The sequence below is a fragment of the Mariprofundus ferrooxydans PV-1 genome, assembly GCF_000153765.1.
Taxonomy (GTDB): domain Bacteria; phylum Pseudomonadota; class Zetaproteobacteria; order Mariprofundales; family Mariprofundaceae; genus Mariprofundus; species Mariprofundus ferrooxydans.
The window spans coordinates 810,370-829,202 of sequence record NZ_DS022294.1; the positions used below are offsets into that span (position 1 = coordinate 810,370).

Here is an 18,833-nt window from a genome sequence, read left to right on the forward strand (position 1 = left end):
TTGGCAGGCATATTGTATGAGCACCGTTGAACTGTTTTCCGACCCAGCCTGCCAAGCGGATTCTTCCTCCAGCGCTCCTCGGTCTTACCACCGCCAGCCCCCACCTCGGCCGCGACCTGCCTGCCTAGGTATAAATTAAATCCCGGCAGCAGCCTTGAGAGCATCAACCTTATCGGTTCTCTCCCAGGTGAAGTCAGGCAGCTCGCGGCCGAAGTGGCCGTAGGCGGCGGTTTTGGCATAGATCGGACGCAGCAGATCCAGCGACTGCACGATACCCTTTGGACGCAGGTCAAACACTTCGCGTACGATCGACGCCAGCTTGTCTTCATCAATCGTGCCTGTGCCGAAGGTATTGACCATGACCGAGAGCGGGTGCGCTACGCCGATCGCGTAAGCCACCTGAACTTCACAACGCTCGGCCAGACCTGCAGCCACGATGTTTTTTGCTACATAACGCATCATATAGCAGGCAGAGCGATCCACTTTCGTCGGATCCTTGCCCGAGAATGCGCCGCCACCGTGGTGGCCGAAGCCGCCGTAGGTATCGACGATAATTTTGCGCCCGGTCACACCACAGTCGCCAACTGGACCACCGATGACAAAACGGCCGGTCGGGTTAATATGATATTCGGTACCGGCATGCAGCAGGCCGGTCGGCCCCAGAATAGGCTTGATCACGGTTTCCATGACCGCTTCGGTCAGATCCTTATGGGTAACTTCCGGATCGTGCTGTGTGGAGAGTACCACGGCATCGATCGCCACCGGCTTGCTGTTCTCATAGCGAACAGTGACCTGTGACTTGGCATCCGGCCGCAGGAAGTCGAGTACACCGGCCTTGCGAACGGCAGCCTGCTTCTCTACCAGCTGGTGCGACAGATGAATAGGCGTCGGCATCAGCACGTCAGTCTCATTGCTGGCATAACCGAACATCAGACCCTGATCGCCGGCACCCTGATCCAGATCCAGCCCCTCGCCCTCATTCACGCCCTGGGCAATATCGGGAGACTGCTTGTCCAGCGTAACCAGCACTGCACATGATTCCCAGTCGAAACCCATAGCCGAGGAGTTATAACCGATATCACGGATCGCACTGCGCACAACATCCTGATAATCGATCACCGCAGATGTGGTGATCTCGCCGGCAATCAGTGCCATACCGGTAGTCACCAGGGTCTCGCAGGCTACGCGAGCATACTTGTCCTGCTCGAGCAGTGCATCGAGCACACTGTCGGAAATGCGGTCGGCAACCTTATCAGGATGACCTTCCGATACGGATTCGGATGTAAAAACAAAATTTCGACTCATAATTTCCTCGTCATTGGTTTGCGCCGGAACATTCATTCGTCAAAAGGCGCTGTGAGGGCCGAATGATAGCTGAAAAAAAAAGATATACCAAACCCGGCAGATGTAGGTGAAGCTCGGGCTATGAACCGCTCAAGGTCAGCAACAGACCTGTACCCAGTATCACTGCTGCCGCCAGCATGGTTGCGCCGGTCAGATCCCGGGCGGCCAGCCAGGCCAGCCAGGCACTGCCGCCTGTCATCAGCGCCACGCCAAGTAGCAACTGCATGCGTGACGGTTCAGGCGCCAGCGGACCACCTTCCGCCTCCAGGCGGGAGAGTGTGCGCTCGAATTTCTGCGGCAGCTGCATCCAGCCAAGCAGCTGACTGCGCAGCTCTTCCGACACCGCCTCGGCCTTGCCTGCCGGCCCCATATGGCGGCTGACCCAGTTGCTGATCAACGGCTTTGCCAGTATCCAGATATTGGCCTGGTCAGCCAGCTCTCGGGCTACCCCTTCGATCACTACCATGGTTTTCTGCAGCAACAGCAACTGCGGCTGGGTTTCCATCTTGAAACGTTCGGTGACGGCAAACATGCTGAGCAACAGCTCTGCGATGGAGATCTCGCCCAGCGGCCGGTTAAAAATCGGTACGGCAATCTCGCGCAGCGCATCCTCAAAAGCGGAAAGGTCTGTATCTGCCGGCACAAAACCGGCATCCAGATGCACCTGTGCCGAACGGTGATAATCCTCTTTCAGAAAGGCCAGCAGCATACCGGCCAGATAGCGACGCGTTTTCATATCGAGCCGACCGACAATGCCGAAATCGATCAGCACGATCTCGCCTGATTCATCGACAAAGATATTGCCCGGATGCATATCGGCATGGAAATAACCATCAATAAACACCGTATGGAAGAAGAGGGTGGCAACCCGTTCGCACAGTTTCATACAATCGTGCCCGGCGGCCTCAAGACGCGCTTTCTCATCAATAGGCACACCGATTATACGCTCGGTCGTCAGCACCTCGGTATGGGTGTAATCCCATAATACTTCCGGCACGCGCACGCCTTCCACATCGACGAGATTCTCGGCAAAGCGGCTGGCATGCGCGGCCTCCGCACGCAAGTTCAGCTCACCCCGGATGCTGGTGGCAAATTCCTCAATCACCTGCGGCGCTTTCAGGCGACGGTACTCGGGAAAATAACGGTCAAACAGGGCTGCCAGCAGGCGCAGGATGGCCAGGTCCGATTCAATCGTGCGGCTGATGTGGTCGCGGCGTACCTTGACTGCCACCTGTCGCCCGTCCCTGAGCTCGGCAAAATGGACCTGAGCAATGGAGGCCGCGGCAACAGGTATTTCGTGAAACTCTGCAAACAGGCCGCCTTCGCCGGTCAGCGGCTGCTTAAAACTCCTCTCAATCACCCGGCGAACACGCGCAAACGGCTCCGGAGGCACATCGTCCTGCAGCTTTTTCAGCTCCAGAGCCACATCTATCGGTAGCAGATCGACGCGGGTGGAGAGCATTTGTCCGAATTTGATAAAGGTCGGCCCCAGCTTTTCCAGAGCCAGACGAATCTGGGCACCGAGATCTTTGGGTAATTCATCGCCGCGCAGCAGCTGTACCACCCAGACATAGGGGTAAAACAGGCGTAGCCGCACAGCCAGTGCGGCCATGCCGTGGGTCGCCAGAATATGGGCTATGCGCATCAGGCGCAGATTACGGCGGAAACTTGCGGGCAGTCGCACCGGACTATTCCCCCCGGTCGTTCAAATGCTGTTCGAGTCGGTGCTGCAGCCGCGTCACCCGCCCCTTTACCCGCGATATCTGGTGCGACAGGTGCTCAACGCCCGCCTGCCATTGCTGCAGGCGGTCACCATCGGGCAGCTCCATCTCACGCAGCCGTGCGCTGACGGTTGCGCGCGAGGCCTCTGCCAGCTTCTGTTCGGTTTTTACCAGTGCATGCGCCGCGCGTGCGACACGCGAGCCGAAGAAATCCCCGAAACTGGCGCGCAGCTCCCTCTCCCAGTCAAGATCGGCAGCAGCAAACAGCTTTTTAAATCGCAACATGGCATCGGAATCGCCGGAGAGTTTCAGTACCTGTTCAAATACCAGATCATCCGGATCCTCATGGCCGAAACACATACGGGCAAAACCGGCGGTACTGCCGGAGAGGCGCACATCGATATCGTCCGTACACATCGAGTGTACCCATGCCCGGTTGCGAGCAAAGCCGAGATACATGACAGCGCCGGTGTCGGTAATATGGATACGGAACACGCGCCCGTTCAGATCATGCAGCAGCGGCTTGAGTGTCTCATCACGCGCAAACACCAGATCCAGCACCGTGGTCATGACAACGCATTGTACCTGTACGGGTATCAGCCGCAGCGGCAGAAACATGACACTCATATTTTATAACCCCGATGCAGGGCGACGATGCCGCCTGTCATGTTTTCGTATTTGACCATCTCAAAACCGGCGCCGCGGATCAGCTTCGCAAAGCGCTCCTGATCGGGGAATCGGCGGATCGACTCCACCAGATACTGATAGGAGTCGCGGTCGCCCGTCACTTTCTCACCGATTAGCGGAATCATGTTAAATGAGTAGGCATCATAGATGACGTCCAGCAGCGGCAGTACGGGTCGTGAAAATTCCAGGCAGATAAACTGCCCTCCCGGCTTGAGTACACGGTAAAATTCGGCAAGGCCTGCCTCTATGTCGAGAAAGTTGCGAATGCCAAAGGCAATGGTCACACAGTCAAAACTGTTGTCGGCAAAAGCCAGTTTGGTGCCGTCTGACTGGATGCAGTCGGCCCTGCCCGGCAGCAGACCAACATCAATCACCCGACGTGCCCCTTCGGCCAGCATCGGACCGTTCAAGTCGGTTAGCACCACGCGCCCCGACGGCCCCATTTTCTTACTCAGGCCGATGGCAATATCGCCGGAGCCGGCGGCAACATCCAGCACGCGGCTGCCTGCACCGATCGCCGCCACGGAAAACAGGCGTCGTTTCCATAACCGGTGCATGCCGCCACTCATCAGGTCATTCATAATATCATACTGGCTGGCTACAGATGAAAACACGCCCATTACCCGCTGCACCTTTTCGGCGCCGCTGACGGTTTCATAGCCGAAGTGGGTATTCGTATCGGCCGTAGTATTTCCGGTTGTCTGATTTGTTGTATTCATGGTGTTGCGCATCGTATCAGGCAGGGGCTTACTATCCAAATGAAAGGCTCTGTTATCCACCGGATGGCGCCGCCAGATGTGCACATCCTGTGGATAAACGGTGCATGGATTGTGTGTGTCAAAACACTACAAGTGGTGTGATGATATATCTTGACCCGCTAGATATAGTGTCTATAGTCGCCCCTCGGGACAGCCGTGCAGATGCGGTTCTGTCAGCCGGAAACAGTTATCCGGCTTCTTAATTACAGTCAGGGAGAGGGAAATATGAGCAGTACGTCCAGCGCGTTGAATATTGCATCGTCAGATGTCGAGGCAAATGATTTACCGGCAGAAATTCCCTTTCAGCCGGCATCCGAAGATATCTGGGACAAGAAATATCGTCTGAAGGATAAGCTCGGCCGGGAGATTGATCTCGACATCCAGGCGACGTACGACCGCGTGGCCACTGCGCTGGCTCAGGTAGAGAACGAAGATGTGCGCGAGCTCTGGCATGAGCGCTTTGTCTGGGCGCTGGCCAACGGCGCAATTCCGGCCGGCCGCATCATGTCCAATGCAGGCGCTGAAGCCCACAAGCCGGCCACCTCGACCATCAACTGCACCGTCTCCGGTACGATCCCTGACTCGATGACCGGTATCCTCTCCATGGTGCATGAGGCCGGTCTCACACTGAAAGCCGGCTGCGGTATCGGCTATGAATTTTCCACACTGCGTCCGAAGGGTGCCTATGTATCGGGTGCCGGCGCTTATACTTCAGGGCCGATGTCGTTCATGGATATCTATGACAAGATGTGCTTCACCGTATCCTCTGCAGGCGGCCGACGTGGCGCCCAGATGGGCACGTTCGACATCTCGCATCCGGATATCGTTGAATTCATACGCGCCAAGCGCGAAGACGGGCGCCTGCGTCAGTTTAATCTCTCCTGCCTGATTACCAGGGATTTTATGGAGGCGGTGAAACATGATGCCGACTGGGACCTCGTCTTTCCGGCCAGCCAGACGGAAATTGACGATGCAGATACCCGCATCGTCTTCAAGCCTGTGGCCAACCCGCCGAAGGGTTCGGTAAAGGATGATCGCGGCCATGTCGCCTGCAAGGTATACAAAACCATGAAGGCGGTGCGTTTGTGGGATGTGATCATGGCCTCCACTTACGATTACGCCGAGCCGGGCTTCATCCTGATTGATGAAGTCAACGAAATGAATAACAACTGGTTCTGCGAAGATGTGCGCGCGACCAACCCGTGCGGTGAGCAGCCACTGCCACCCTACGGCGCCTGTCTGCTCGGCAGCGTTAATCTGACCCGTTTTGTGCGTGACCCGTTCACCGACAACGCCCGCTTTGACTGGGATACCTACCGCGAAGTCGTCTCTATATTCACCCGCATGCTCGATAACGTGGTGGAGATCAACGGCCTGCCGCTGGAAAAGCAGCGTCAGGAGATTATGCGCAAGCGTCGCCATGGTATGGGCTTCCTGGGCCTTGGCTCCACGCTGACAATGTTGCGCACACCTTACGGATCGACCGAGTCACTGGCCTTCACCGAACAGATCGCCTATGAAATGGCCCGCACAGGTTTCCAGACCGGCCTGGAGCTGGTTGATGAAAAGGGTGCGGCACCGGCATTAACGGATCTGTACGAGATCACTCCCGAGATGATGGCCAAGCGTCCTGAAATGGCCGACGACGGCATCAAGATCGGCGATATGGTGGCAGGCAAGGTATTGTGGGGTAAATATTCGCGCTACATGCAGAAGTTCCGCGACACCGCCAATGCTGAAGATGCCGCCATGCTGGACGAGCTGATTGAGAAGGGCTGCCGCTTCACGCATCACTCATCGATTGCACCGACCGGCACGATTTCGCTCTCTCTGGCCAATAACGCATCCAATGGCATTGAACCGAGCTTCGCCCACCACTACAGCCGCAACATCATCCGTGAGGGGCGCAAGTCCAAGGAGAAGGTCGATGTCTTCTCCTACGAGCTGCTGGCATACCGAGCGCATATCAATGCCGATGCCATGCCTTATGCGACGGATGAAAATGCAAAACTGCCCGACTATTTCATCAGTGCAGATGAAGTGACACCGAAGCAGCATGTGGATATTCAGGCGGCAGCACAGCGTTGGGTGGATTCGAGCATCTCCAAGACAGCCAATGTGCCGACCGAGTTCCCTTATGATGAGTTCAAGGATATCTATCTCTACGCCTACGAGCAGGGACTCAAAGGCTGCACCACGTTCCGTTTCAATCCCGAAGCGTTCCAGGGTGTGCTGGTCAAGGATAACGATCTGGCCAATACCACCTACAAATTCACGCTTGAGGATGGCACCGTGGTTGAGGCCAAAGGCAATGAAGAGATCGAATATGACGGTGAAATGCACAGTGCCGCCAATCTCTTCGATGCCCTGAAAGAAGGGTATTACGGGAAGTTTTAAGCATGAATCACGAAGAACACAGAGGCGATGCGGGCGAGCGATTTGAAGCCTGCCACCTGCCTTCGGGTCTTCGTGGTGAGTAAGGTTACATGGGCGGCAATGCGATTTCCGCCGATAAATCTGTGGGTAGTAGCGAGTCTTTCCGAGTGTGAACCATTCCGATGTGACCGCGCCCGCAACCACCGGTCGCAGCGCCCGGGCATAACAGGCACACATGCAAACGCGCTGCATAAAATCGGGCATGAGCAGATGCAGCATATTCTGAACATGCATGGAGGTAAGGGATGAGTATTAAAATCGACAGGAAAATAGTCAGCTATGCCGTGAAACAGCCGGAGGATCAGGCGGAAGCATCAAAAGTGACCGCCATCGCCCCGCTGCTGGAACGGGACGATATTCTCGAAGGCAACACCTACAAGATAAAAACGCCGATGAGCGATCATGCCATGTACATCACCATCAATGATGTGGTGATGAACGCAGGCACGCCGGAAGAGCATCGCCGGCCGTTCGAGATCTTCATCAACTCCAAAAACATGGAACATTTCATGTGGATTGTGGCCCTGACCCGCATTACCTCGGCCATCTTTCGCAAGGGCGGCGATATCACCTTCCTGGTGGAGGAGCTCAAGGCGGTCTTTGATCCACGCGGCGGCTACTACAAGCGCGGCGGCAAATACATGCCGTCACTGATTGCCGAGATCGGCGAAGTGATCCAGCAGCATCTGGTCTCCATCGGCATGATGGAAGGCCAGCTCAATAACGCCGAGCTGCAGGCCAAGCGTAAGGAAGCTGAGGACACGCTCGGAGCCGACGCTATTGCCAAGGGCGGCCAGTGCGACAAATGCGGCGCGATGGCGGTTGTACGCCTGGATAATTGTAACTGCTGCCTGGAGTGCGGCGATTCCAAGTGCGGGTAAGCCCCAAGGGCTGTAAACTTACATAGAGCTGCTCCAACCCTGCTAAAGGCTGCTATTCACATGGATAGCAGCCTTTTTTGTTCAGGTCTGATTCAGAGGTTCGAAACGCCAGCTCCAACAGAACTAGCATGCAGGCAGAAGCCTAACGCAAAAAGGGAAGGTGACATGAAGTCACGTCGACTTTGTATAAAGGAGAGAAACCTAACGCGAAAGGGGGAGTGACATTGAGTCACTCCGGTTTTATTGGATACCCCCTAACGCGAAAGAGCCACGTGACATCAAGTCACGTGGCTCTTTCTTGTTGGTACCGGGAACGGGAGTCGAACCCGTACAGTATTTCTACCGAGGGATTTTAAGTCCCTTGTGTCTACCAGTTCCACCATCCCGGCATGGAATCAAGCGGCAGGAATCATGCCAAAGAAGCGCCGGAGCGCAAGGAGGGCTGTGAAATCGCCGATGCCACCTGAACAGCGCGCTTCTGCAAGGCCACATCATGCACGCGCAATATATCTGCGCCAAAGGCAATACCCATCGCACCTGCAACGGCCGTTTCCAGCTCACGATCGCTGACATCGCTGCCGGTCAACTGGCCGAGAAAGGATTTTCTCGATACACCGAGCAGCACGGGCATACCGAACCGCTGCCTGATCACGCCCAGATTCCGGATCAGTGCCAGATTATCTTCCAGCCGCTTGCCAAAACCGATACCCGGATCAAGCAGCAGAGCCGACTCATCGATGCCAGCAGCAATGCAGACTGAAATGCGCTCCTCGAAAAAGGCACAGACCTCATCGACCACATCAACATAGTGGGGAGCGTTCTGCATGACGTCCGGCTGTCCCTGCATATGCATCAGGCATACGTCCACGCCGGCCCCGGCAACAACCGCTATGCTCTCTGCATCAAAGCATAGCGCACTGACATCATTGATCAGTGTCGCACCGGCAGCAATACCCTGTCGCATCACTTCGGCCTTCATCGTATCGAGCGAGACCGGACAGCCGGCAAGACTCAGAGCACGGACAACCGGGATCACGCGCGCCAGCTCTTCCTGCTCGCTGACCGCTACTGCTCCGGGACGGGTGGATTCGCCGCCAACATCAATAATCGCGGCACCCGCCTGCTGCATGGCCAGGCCATGCCGGACTGCGGCGTCGACGTCGATATAATCGCCACCGTCCGAAAACGAATCGGGGGTGCAATTAAGCACCCCCATCATTCTTACATCACCATGTTCCGGACGATGCCAGCGTGAGCTCATCAGTGGATCTGGCCAGCCTCATCAGCCGGTGATTTGGATGCATCGCTCTCGTCACCGATATCCACTGTCGCAGAAGGCTCTTCCGGCGGCTGCTTGTTGGAAGAGGACTTTGTCTCCATCTCCTTGATCAACAAAGGCTCCTTGCCTTCCATCACACGATCAATATCGGTCGTATCCAGTGTTTCATACTTGATCAGGGCCTTGGCCAGCAGGTGCAACTGATCCATATGCTCTTCAAGGATATGCTTCGCCCGGTCATAATTATCTTCGATCAGCTTGCGTACCACACCATCGATCTTGCGCGCAGTCTCCTCGGAGATATTGGTCTGACGGGTAATTTCACGACCCAGGAACGGCTCATGCTCGCGCTCACCGTAGACCATTGGTCCCAGCTCATCGGACATGCCCCACTGTGTCACCATATTGCGTGCCAGCTGGGTAGCCCGTTCGAAGTCATTGGAGGCACCTGTGGTCATCTGACCCAGCACCAGCTCCTCGCCAAGGCGACCGCCCATCATGATTGAAATCTGATCGCGCAGGTATTCACGGTCATGATTGAACTTGTCCTCAACCGGCATCTGCATGGTAATACCCAGCGCCTGACCACGCGGGATAATGCTCACCTTATGCACAGGATCGGCATTTTTCAGGAACTTGGCGACCAGCGTATGGCCCGCCTCGTGGTAAGCCGTGGTCTTTTTCTGATCTTCGGAGATGATCATCGAGCGGCGCTCGGTGCCCATCATCACCTTGTCCTTGGCTGTTTCAAAATCCGCGCGCATCACCTTGTCACGATCAAAGCGGGCCGCATTCAATGCCGCCTCATTGACCAGGTTGGCCAGATCAGCACCGGAGAAGCCGGGCGTACCCTGTGCCAGCTCCTTGCCATTCACATCGGCAGCCAGCGGCACCTTGCGCATATGCACTTTCAGAATCTGTTCGCGACCCAACAGATCCGGACGCGGCACCACCACCTGACGATCGAAACGGCCCGGACGCAGCAGCGCCGGATCCAGTACATCCGGACGGTTGGTTGCGGCGACAAGAATCACGCCTTCATTGGATTCAAAGCCATCCATCTCCACCAACATCTGGTTCAGTGTCTGCTCTCGCTCATCATTGCCGCCGCCGATACCGGCACCGCGATGGCGACCCATGGCATCGATCTCATCGACAAAGATAATGCACGGCGCCTGTTTCTTGGCCTGCTCGAACATATCGCGCACACGGGATGCGCCGACACCGACAAACATTTCGACAAAATCGGAGCCGGAGATGGAAAAGAACGGCACTTCCGCCTCACCTGCAATGGCCCGGGCCAACAGTGTTTTACCGGTACCCGGAGGGCCAACCAACAGAACACCCTTGGGAATCTTGCCGCCCAGACGCGTGAACTTGGACGGCTCACGCAGAAATTCGATCACTTCGGTGACTTCCTGCTTGGCTTCATCGCAGCCGGCCACATCTTCAAATGTAACGCGTGCAGTATTCTCATTAAGCAGCTTGGCCTTGCTCTTGCCAAAGCCCATGGCGCCGCCCTTGCCGCCGCCCTGCATCTGGCGCATGAAAAACACCCATACGCCGATCAACAGCAGCATCGGGAACCAGGAGATCAGTACCGACAGGAAAAACGGCACCTCTTCCTTCTCTTTTACGTCCAGCTGCACATGCTGATCCAGCATGCGCTTGGACAGGGTCGGGTCATTGGGTACGGTGACATCGAAGCTTTTAAGCTCGCCTGTTGTATCACGAAACTGGCCGCTGACATGATGATCCCTGATCGTAGCCGTTTCGACCATGCCCTGATCGACTTTATCGACAAATGTGGAATAAGCCATCTTGTCCGCTTTCGACATAGGTGCCGAAAACATATTGAACAGGCTCATCATTGTCAGACCGATCACGATCCATAGCAGAATATTCTTTCCCATCAACACAGTCCCTGTCAGCCGTCAGATTAAGTTCGTATAGCTGAATCTTATAATATAATGTTAAGCAACATGCCAAAGCATGCATGGATCAATATGAAATCAAGATTAAGATGACAAATCTGCCGCAGTACGCCGCAGATGCAAGTCCTTACGGCTGCGCAGCAGGCGGCAGCGCGACAAATCCAGCCCGCCATGGCCGCCGCGCTGCGTCCACGCTTCTATCATCAGAATATGCCGCCGACCGGGGGTAACCCCTTCTCCGAGCACAAAGGCCATCATCTTTTGCAGCATCCGCACCCGTATCGGCGCAGCCGTGGCGGACCATATTAGCCAAGGTACGCTTGCGCTTCGTACGCCCTGATTCCTGAGCGATATATCACCCAGCAGTAACTGGGCCTCACTATCAATCTGCTGACCCAGCCGTTCAGCCTGCACCTGCCAGCGCAAAAACAGTTCAGACGGCGATACACCAGCCCGCTGCATGGCGGGAAACAGTCCCTGCCTGATCCGGTTACGCCAGATGGTCATATCATTGTTACTCGGATCTTCCAGCCAGTTGATGTCGGCTGCTCTCAGCGCAGCCTTCAGCTCGCCCGCCTTCACCTGCAACAGTGGCCGAAAAATATCCAGCCGGCCGTGCCTGCGGCGCTGTTGCATACCGCGACAGCCGCTGATGCCGGCTCCCTGCAACATTCGCATACATACCGTTTCGGCCTGATCATCACGATGATGGCCCAGGCAGAGGGTGGTGATGCCGGTTGCCTCCGACCATTGCTCGAATTGGGCATAGCGCCCTTTGCGCGCCTCAGCCTCCCTGTTGCGGCCGGAAGGTGCAGGCAGGCGTGCAACCTGCAGTTCGATCTCCCATCCTCGCGCCTTCTCTGCCAGCAGCTCTGTCTCTTTAATCGAGGATTCCCGCCAGCCATGATCGACATGCCAGGCCTGCACCCGATAGCCCTGTTGCTGCAACATCAGCAGCAATGCGGTTGAATCGGCGCCACCGGACCAGCCAACGGCCACTTCAGCTGGCAGGCCGTCCATCTGCATCCGGCCTGCAACGCTGTTAAAAGGTGTGATCACGCCGGCAGCAGCCCCAGCCCCCTGAGATGCTGAACTGCCGGATTGTGCACATCCATCACCTCGAACAACTCCACATCCGCACCTGCCAGACTCGCCATACCAACCTTCATCAACAGCCAGGGCTCCTCATCATGTCCATGCCGCTGAACAAGCAATAACTCCAGCGGCATTGTCGGCATTCGCCATGCATTCACCATCCCTTTGAGCTGCTGCTTGTCCAGATGCAGCTCGCGAATCGAGGCTTTTCCTGCCAGCGCCCGGGTCAACTCAAACATGGCCGCAGCCGTCATGGCAAAACCGGCATTATGCAGCAGATGCACCGGCTGGCCGGATGCAGCCTTCACTGTTTCGATGCCAACCGAGGCAACCTGTTTCAGCTCCAGCTTTGCATTGCGCGCCCGGACTAACTGCTCTACCGCGCTACTCCGACATACGCCGGCAGTCGCTCGCGCAACAGCCTGCGAGAATGCAATGCGCTGAACACCGGCATGGACATCGGTGATCTCCGAATAACTCCACTCACCACCCATATCCAGACACATGGAGAGTGCAATCGATTCAGGACGGGCATCCAGATGCGCTGAAGCATCCGATAACCACTGCCACAAACGCTCCCGCAATGCGATGCCGGCCTCGGTCAGCAGCACCACAGGCCCACGCAGCAGACAACCGGAAGCCGAGCAGCTATCCAGTAATACACCCTCTCTCTCAGCAACCCATGCAAGGATGCCGGGCAGGAAGGTACGGCTGAAAAATGCATCTGTATCCCCTGTATGCCAGGCAAGCAGGGCGGTAAGATAGTCGCTCCACTCCACAGACAGACTGCCATGCCTGAGCGACAGTTTTTTGCCACTATGCAGGGCGCGACTGACATCCGGCTGGATCAGTACAACTTCCCCTTCCTGCCATGCCTTTTCCATGCCCTGATCGATATCCTGATGACCACCTGCCACGCTGCGCAAACCCGAAGCCTTACGCATGCCGGCCGTACGACCGGCGGAGGGCTTGCCGGACGGACTATCCTTGCGCTCCAGCCAGGCGCGCTCCGCCTGCCTGCGCGCCACTTCGATTTTGATATCTTCGTCGAATACGCGGAAAGCCATCAGAGTGATATTATCATGCAACCATGGCTCACCCGCCGCATTGGCGGCACGTCCGCCCTGTATCTGGGCCAGCAACCAACCGGCTACCGGCACATCGGCATTCGCTTTCAGATTCTCCAGCAGCGCCTCGCCCGGCCGGGTTTGGCCGGCCAGCAACTGATCCAGTTGCTTGGCATTGAGCACATAGCGCATCCAGCCACCCTGATCGCTATCCATCGCCAGCTTCCACAGTGACAAACGCGCCCACGTTCGCCTCTGCAGATGTGTCCCCAGTTTATCTCTGGCCAGCAGCTGAAGGATTCCCCCTTCATTGCGCATGCCCACTTTTGCCCGCAACTCGCGCATGCGGGGTACGATTTCCGGCTCAAGGCCGTATGCCCGGACGATTCGGCTGTCATCCGCCAGCAGAGATGAATCCGGCTGATACTGCATAAACACCATCGGTGTCGCCGGTAGCATCATCGACTCGTAGCTGGCAACGCGGCGCACTTCCACAGCACCTTCCAGATAACGCTTGAGAAATGCCTGCAAAGCCCATGTATACAAACCGCCGATCACATGCAGCGTCACATGCGATGTCAGCTCGATATTCTCATCGGAGAGTGCCGCAATTTCTGTTCTGATCAGCTTCAACAACAGGACATTGACCGCCGGCACCCAGGGCGCGGCATCGGCCTGATCCTGCCTCCACCCCTGCTCCCACAACCCCTCGCAGACACGCAGCAGGGCCGTAGCGCCATCCGGATCTGCACACCAGTGATGCAGCAGATCGCGTGACAGGTGCGGACATTGGCTACGCAGATATGCGACCATTTCGCGCGCCTTCTGGTCCATCGGCGGCAGCTTATGCGCCGAAATTTTTTCGCCGCGAACCATATATCGCAGCGTATAGTCCTGCAGCCGATGCAGGGCCGTGGAGATGCTGCGCTGCAGCGCAGGATGCACGAGATAAGGGATATATTCAGCCGCATCCTGACCGATCATACGGATGGGCAGTTGCCTCACTTCAACCCGGCAACGATCAGAAGGCTGCTCCATCCGGTTCAGGATCGGCCGGTACCAGCTCCAGCGAAAAGAAAAATAATCAGGTGATATCATAGGAGAGATAGTTTCCTCGAAATGCGTCATGAAGCAAGTAACTTCCGCATCAGCGGCTCACCGTGAAACTACAGTATGCATTTATTCCGCTTCACCATAGCATGCTGCGCATGCGTAATCTCACTCGTCTCATTCCTGTTGCCCTGCTTTGGCTATGCGCGCCATCTTCGCTGTGGGCTGCCACCATCAGCGTAACGCTGCCCCCTCTGGCCGGGCTGGTGATGATGCTGGATGATCAGGCCGAGGTGCAATGTCTGCTGCCGGCAGGCGCTGACCCGCACCATTTCCAGATGCAGCCGCGTACCGTCGAGCGCCTGCAGCAAAGTGCACTGTTGATCCGCGCATCCCGCGATGATGGCGGCTGGCCTCTGCCACCCCTGCTCGGCAACACCCTCGATCTATGGCCTGATATTGATCATGGATGGGTCAGTCCCGACGCAGTGCGCAAAGCGCTACCAGTCATCGCAAACGCTCTGATCAGGATACAGCCTGAGCGCGAGCAGCATATTCGGGCACACCTCCAACCAGCTCTTCAGCAGGTGGAGCAGATTGACCGCGCCTGGCAGCAGGTATTAAAACAGGCAACAACAGGCGTCATCATGCAGCACCCCTCCTGGCGGCGGTTAATGCAGGAGATGGGCGTACCTGTGCTCAGTACGCTCGAATCAGGTCATCACGGACATGAATTCGGCCCGCATCAACTCGAACAGACTCTGGCAACGCTCAACCAACATCCCGGCGCATGGCTGCTGGCTGATACAGGTCACAGCGCCGCAGCACTGGACTGGCTGGCCGCCCATAGTGATGTGCCTGCGCGCCGCGTCACCCTTGATGCACTGGGTGCATGCGGAGAGCCGTGGAGCAAATTGATGCTGGATAATATTCAGCTCCTTGACGGACAACGATGAGTGCGCCTGTAGTCCGGATCAGTCATCTGCGCTTTGGTCCGGTCGACCACCCCGTACTGGATGATATCGACCTGACTCTGGAAGCCGGTCACTTTCTCGGCATTGTCGGCCCCAATGGGGCGGGCAAGAGCACGCTGCTGAATATTGTTGCCGGGCTGATCAAGCCCGATGCCGGTCATATTGACCTGATGGGCCAGTGCCTGCGCCGATTCAATCGCCCGCATCTGCTCAGGGATGTCGGCTTTTTGCATCAGCTGCATGACCATCAGCCGTCCATGCCGATGCGCGTGCGCGATGTCGTGGCCATGGGGCTGCGTGCCTACCACTGGCCATGGAATCGTACAGCCAAAAGCGAGGCCATCCCGCAGGCGCTGTCGCTGGTTGACATGGCCGAGCATGCCGATGCCGATTTCCGACACCTTTCGGGCGGCCAGCGTCAGCGCGTTCGTCTGGCCCGCGCACTGGTACGAAAGCCCCGCTTGTTACTGCTGGATGAGCCTTCGGCCGCTCTTGATACGGTGCGCCAGGAAAAGCTGTTCAGGCTGCTGCGAAACCTGTGCGATGAGACCGGCATGGCGGTGATTATGGTTGAACACGATATCGCCGCGATCAGTTCGCATGTCGATTCAGTGGCCTGCCTGAACCGCAGAATCCATCACCACGCCATGCGCGGTGAAAACATACCTGAAGAGATATGGCGCGCGATGTACGGCAACCATATCCATATCGTCGCCCACGATGCCGGCTGCATCGGTTGCGGGCCGGGCGAGCATCAGCATGATTGAGATGCTCAGTGAATTCATTGCCAGTCCGGTGATGCGGGACGCGCTGCTGCCGTCGCTGCTGATTGCCGTGGTTACAGCATCGATGTCGGTCATGGTCATGGCCCATCGCCTCTCCTATCTGACCGTCGGCGTCTCCCATGCCTCGCTGGCCGGCCTCGGTATCGCTGTCACCCTGGCGCTGCCACTACTGCCCACGGCAACCCTGTTTGCCGTCCTGATCGCCCTGCTGCTGGCGCTGATGCCCCGGCGCAAGGGGATCTCGGAAGATGCCGGAACCGGCATGCTCTTTGCAGGCAGTATGGCGCTGGGCATCATACTCATCTCATCGGCCAGTAATGCCCAGGTGGATCTGTTCGGCCTGCTGTTCGGCAATATCCTAACCATTTCCGAACAGGACCGAATCTGGCTATACCTGTTGGCAGGCTTGATTCTGGCCGTACTTGCACTGGCATCACGGGCGTGGTGGAGCATTGCATTTGACCCGATGACGGCCGAAACATCCGGCCTGCCCGTGGCCGGTCTGCGACTGCTGCTGTACGGACTGGTCGGACTGACCGTCATTCTGTGCGTGAAGCTCGCAGGCATTGTGCTGACTGCGGGGCTGATGGTATTGCCGGCCGCCTGCGCCTGGCTCTGGGGTCGTTCACTGGGCAGCCTGTGGCTGTTATCTGTCGTCTTTTCCATGACCGGCACAATCATCGGCCTGCTCTGGTCCTATGCCCACGAATGGCCGTCCGGCGCGTCGGTGGTACTGGCGTTGTGCGTACTGTTCACCCTCAGCTGGGGAGCAAGGGAAGCCGTGAGCCGGCTGGGAACAACACGGGACTGAGCAAACAAAAAGGCCAGCGGAGGAAACAGTCAAAGAAGAGCAGGCTTACGGCTTGCCTTCGTTCAGAGTGACGTCGAGTGCGAGCTCGTGCATCTGAACCGATTGTTGCCTGCGCCACTTATATACCGTGGCATAGGCGATGACATGCTGTACGTAGCGTCGCGTTTCATTGTAGGGAATCGTCTCCACCCAGACCTCACTGCTATCGAACGGGGTTCGCTCCAGCCACTGACTGACCCTGCCAGGACCGGCATTATACGCGGCAGCAGCCAGTGCCAGTTTATTGTCAAAACGGGACTTCATATCCGCCAGATAACGTGAGCCGAGACGAATATTGACGGCAGGAGAAAACAGCTGCCTGTGTCCTCCGTGCAGGTTGATCTGACCGGCCACCATTTTGGCTGTCTTCGGCATCAGCTGCATCAGCCCGCGGGCCCCCGCAGGTGAGAGTGCCTGCCTGTTGAACAGTGACTCCTGCCGGATAACGCCCCAGATTGATGCCGGATCAAGCCCGGTCTCCTTTGCAGCCAGCATCACATCGGATTCAAACTGGAGCGGGAAACGTTCGTCCAGTGCATTCATTTTACCGGCCCGGTATGCAGCACGTATCGCCTGATCGGACCAGTTCCATTGAGAAGCCAGTTGTGCCGCCGCTTGCCACGTTTTCCTGCTTACGCCGGAGAGCGCAGCATACCATTCACGATTCGCTTTACCGTACTGCCCCAGAGCCAGCCACTCCCGCGCGCGCTGAATCCCCGGCAGCTTATCCAGGTCTTGCGTCAGGGCAGGCAAGGCATCCATCTCCTCATTGCTGAAGTTATAGGGCAGGTTTATGCGCTCTGCACTGAGAAAACTGTAATAACCCCGATCCTGAGCCAGACCGGCAAAAACAGCTGTTGCCTCCTCCTCGCTCTTGCCGGTACTCTGCAGTGCGTATGCCCGCCAGTACTGCCAGCGGGCCTGCTGCTGCTCGGCACGAGGCATGGCACGGATCACCTCCAGCACTTTCGGCCAGTCCTGTTGTAACATATACAGCCGTGCCTGCCATGCCCGTGTCTCCTCATTCTGCCGGGCTGCAGGCAAATCACCCAACCACTGAGCCGCAATCGGCATGTGCTGTTTTGCAGCCCTGAGTGCAATCTTTTGCGCCATCACATCGTAGAATGAATCCTCAGCATCCAGTCGGAGCTGTTTCCTGAGCTGCTGTAATGAGAGATCAGCCTGCAGCGGGTCTTTGCGCGCCAACCTTGTCAGCCCATCCCTGATCATCGCCTTTGCCAGCTGAACCTGGTGACTGTCAGGGTGCGATAACGATGAGGGCCAACTGGAAAAAGCGGCCTTGGGGTCGGTTTGCAGCTTGTGCCAGTAACTGAGCCACTGTTTCTCCCGTTTACCTGAACTCAGGGATGGAATTTCCCGCCAGGCGCCCCTGTCTGCCAGATGAATGATACGCGACCAGCGCTCTTCACGGTTTGGGTGACCATGTTTGAGCCAGGCTTTGTGCAGGGATCTGGAGGTGTCAGTCAGTCGGTCATTGTTGCGCCAGCGCTGCGAAAACTGCTGCAGGGCGGCCTCTTTTTCGCCTGTGTACCAGTCGCTCATCATGGCAATTTCGGGATATTTTCGCTTCAGGCCGGGATACGCCCTGAGCTGTTCGGCGACCTGTGACCACTGATCGCGTTCGGCCAGATATTTCACCCACGCAATCCGAAGGTCCTTCGATTCAGGAATATCGGCAAACGTTTTGAGCACAGCTGCCACCCTGTCGTCTGTACCCGCCTTCAACATTTTGCGGGCCTGCCAGATGTCCAGATAGGGCGTCAGCGGGTAGGTATCGAGTTTTGCCTTCAGCTTTGAAAATTTATGCGACTGATGTGCCGCTAGTGCCTTATGCGCCTGCTCAAACCAGTCGCGCTGCTGCTCTATGGTGGACGCCTGCACTGCAGGCGCACCAATAAAGCATAACGCAATGACCCACGACAAAAACCGCATTCGAATGAAACCCCTTGCA

14 protein-coding genes, 1 tRNA gene and 1 riboswitch are annotated in these 18,833 nt (G+C 56.9%); of the genes, 5 read left to right on the plus strand and 10 right to left on the minus strand.

All coding sequences use genetic code 11. From position 1 onward, the window contains the following. Positions 1–11 precede the first annotated feature (11 nt). Positions 12–86, minus strand: a riboswitch (S-adenosyl-L-homocysteine riboswitch). 49 nt (positions 87–135) lie between these two features. From metK to SPV1_RS03815, 4 genes are all read right to left on the minus strand, one after another. Beyond that, the gene (metK, locus tag SPV1_RS03800) at positions 136–1,305 is read right to left on the minus strand and encodes a methionine adenosyltransferase (protein WP_018293857.1); all 1,170 of its coding nucleotides are present in this window, start codon (positions 1,303–1,305) and stop codon (positions 136–138) included. A 118-nt stretch (positions 1,306–1,423) separates the two neighbouring features. Beyond that, a complete protein-coding gene (gene ubiB / locus SPV1_RS03805; RefSeq protein WP_009849790.1) occupies positions 1,424–3,028 on the minus strand; it encodes a 2-polyprenylphenol 6-hydroxylase in 1,605 nt (534 codons plus the stop codon). A gap of 4 nt (positions 3,029–3,032) precedes the next feature. Continuing rightward, positions 3,033–3,692: a ubiquinone anaerobic biosynthesis accessory factor UbiT gene (gene ubiT / locus SPV1_RS03810; protein WP_009849791.1), complete on the minus strand. Its 660-nt coding sequence runs from the start codon at positions 3,690–3,692 to the stop codon at positions 3,033–3,035. Further along, on the minus strand, positions 3,689–4,471 hold the full coding sequence (locus tag SPV1_RS03815; protein ID WP_231288270.1) for a class I SAM-dependent methyltransferase: 783 nt from the start codon (positions 4,469–4,471) through the stop codon (positions 3,689–3,691). Before SPV1_RS03815 ends, ubiT begins: the two co-directional genes overlap by 4 nt. A 264-nt stretch (positions 4,472–4,735) precedes the next feature. On the opposite strand from SPV1_RS03815, the gene SPV1_RS03820 reads away from it, so the two are divergent. After that, positions 4,736–6,907: an adenosylcobalamin-dependent ribonucleoside-diphosphate reductase gene (locus tag SPV1_RS03820; RefSeq protein WP_009849793.1), complete on the plus strand. Its 2,172-nt coding sequence runs from the start codon at positions 4,736–4,738 to the stop codon at positions 6,905–6,907. Positions 6,908–7,191: 284 nt separating this feature from the next. Next, a complete protein-coding gene (locus SPV1_RS03825) occupies positions 7,192–7,827 on the plus strand; it encodes a TSCPD domain-containing protein (protein ID WP_009849794.1) in 636 nt (211 codons plus the stop codon). Positions 7,828–8,129: 302 nt separating this feature from the next. On the opposite strand, the gene SPV1_RS03830 is transcribed toward SPV1_RS03825, so the two are convergent. The 5 genes from SPV1_RS03830 to SPV1_RS03850 all read right to left on the minus strand — a co-directional run bounded on the left by SPV1_RS03830 (position 8,130) and on the right by SPV1_RS03850 (position 14,300). Beyond that, a tRNA-Leu gene (locus SPV1_RS03830) sits at positions 8,130–8,216 on the minus strand. A gap of 20 nt (positions 8,217–8,236) precedes the next feature. Then, positions 8,237–9,088: a dihydropteroate synthase gene (gene folP, locus SPV1_RS03835; RefSeq protein ID WP_009849795.1), complete on the minus strand. Its 852-nt coding sequence runs from the start codon at positions 9,086–9,088 to the stop codon at positions 8,237–8,239. Then, positions 9,088–11,019 carry an ATP-dependent zinc metalloprotease FtsH gene (gene ftsH, locus SPV1_RS03840; RefSeq protein ID WP_009849796.1) on the minus strand — a complete coding sequence of 644 codons (1,932 nt, stop codon included), beginning with the start codon at positions 11,017–11,019 and terminating at the stop codon, positions 9,088–9,090. Before ftsH ends, folP begins: the two co-directional genes overlap by 1 nt. Before the next feature lie 105 nt (positions 11,020–11,124). Next, complete coding sequence (gene tilS / locus SPV1_RS03845; protein WP_009849797.1) at positions 11,125–12,099, minus strand: tRNA lysidine(34) synthetase TilS; 975 nt, start codon at positions 12,097–12,099, stop codon at positions 11,125–11,127. Then, positions 12,096–14,300: a hypothetical protein gene (locus SPV1_RS03850; protein WP_009849798.1), complete on the minus strand. Its 2,205-nt coding sequence runs from the start codon at positions 14,298–14,300 to the stop codon at positions 12,096–12,098. The genes tilS and SPV1_RS03850 overlap by 4 nt, the downstream gene beginning before the upstream one ends. A 110-nt stretch (positions 14,301–14,410) precedes the next feature. On the opposite strand from SPV1_RS03850, the gene SPV1_RS03855 reads away from it, so the two are divergent. From SPV1_RS03855 to SPV1_RS03865, 3 genes are read left to right on the plus strand one after another with little or no spacing between them, the layout of a single operon-like run. Beyond that, the gene (locus SPV1_RS03855) at positions 14,411–15,208 is read left to right on the plus strand and encodes a metal ABC transporter substrate-binding protein (protein ID WP_231288271.1); all 798 of its coding nucleotides are present in this window, start codon (positions 14,411–14,413) and stop codon (positions 15,206–15,208) included. Then, complete coding sequence (locus SPV1_RS03860) at positions 15,205–15,993, plus strand: metal ABC transporter ATP-binding protein (RefSeq protein ID WP_009849800.1); 789 nt, start codon at positions 15,205–15,207, stop codon at positions 15,991–15,993. Before SPV1_RS03855 ends, SPV1_RS03860 begins: the two co-directional genes overlap by 4 nt. Before the next feature lies 1 nt (position 15,994). Continuing rightward, positions 15,995–16,822 carry a metal ABC transporter permease gene (locus SPV1_RS03865; RefSeq protein WP_231288272.1) on the plus strand — a complete coding sequence of 276 codons (828 nt, stop codon included), beginning with the start codon at positions 15,995–15,997 and terminating at the stop codon, positions 16,820–16,822. 45 nt (positions 16,823–16,867) lie between these two features. Here SPV1_RS03865 and SPV1_RS03870 read toward each other — a convergent pair whose 3' ends face one another. Beyond that, positions 16,868–18,814, minus strand: a complete 1,947-nt coding sequence (locus SPV1_RS03870) for a lytic transglycosylase domain-containing protein (RefSeq protein ID WP_009849802.1) — start codon at positions 18,812–18,814, stop codon at positions 16,868–16,870. Between the last annotated feature and the right edge of the window lie 19 nt (positions 18,815–18,833).

Excerpts from the sequence above, each read along its gene's own strand:
- SPV1_RS03820 (WP_009849793.1), top strand. The coding sequence starts at position 4,736 with ATGAGCAGTACGTCCAGCGCGTTGAATATTGCATCGTCAGATGTCGAG.
- SPV1_RS03860 (WP_009849800.1), top strand. The coding sequence starts at position 15,205 with ATGAGTGCGCCTGTAGTCCGGATCAGTCATCTGCGCTTTGGTCCGGTC.
- SPV1_RS03815 (WP_231288270.1), bottom strand. The coding sequence starts at position 4,471 with ATGAATACAACAAATCAGACAACCGGAAATACTACGGCCGATACGAAT.
- metK (WP_018293857.1), bottom strand. The coding sequence starts at position 1,305 with ATGAGTCGAAATTTTGTTTTTACATCCGAATCCGTATCGGAAGGTCAT.
- folP (WP_009849795.1), bottom strand. The coding sequence starts at position 9,088 with ATGAGCTCACGCTGGCATCGTCCGGAACATGGTGATGTAAGAATGATG.
- SPV1_RS03870 (WP_009849802.1), bottom strand. The coding sequence starts at position 18,814 with ATGCGGTTTTTGTCGTGGGTCATTGCGTTATGCTTTATTGGTGCGCCT.
- SPV1_RS03850 (WP_009849798.1), bottom strand. The coding sequence starts at position 14,300 with ATGATATCACCTGATTATTTTTCTTTTCGCTGGAGCTGGTACCGGCCG.
- SPV1_RS03855 (WP_231288271.1), top strand. The coding sequence starts at position 14,411 with ATGCGTAATCTCACTCGTCTCATTCCTGTTGCCCTGCTTTGGCTATGC.
- SPV1_RS03825 (WP_009849794.1), top strand. The coding sequence starts at position 7,192 with ATGAGTATTAAAATCGACAGGAAAATAGTCAGCTATGCCGTGAAACAG.
- ubiT (WP_009849791.1), bottom strand. The coding sequence starts at position 3,692 with ATGAGTGTCATGTTTCTGCCGCTGCGGCTGATACCCGTACAGGTACAA.
- ftsH (WP_009849796.1), bottom strand. The coding sequence starts at position 11,019 with ATGGGAAAGAATATTCTGCTATGGATCGTGATCGGTCTGACAATGATG.
- SPV1_RS03865 (WP_231288272.1), top strand. The coding sequence starts at position 15,995 with ATGCTCAGTGAATTCATTGCCAGTCCGGTGATGCGGGACGCGCTGCTG.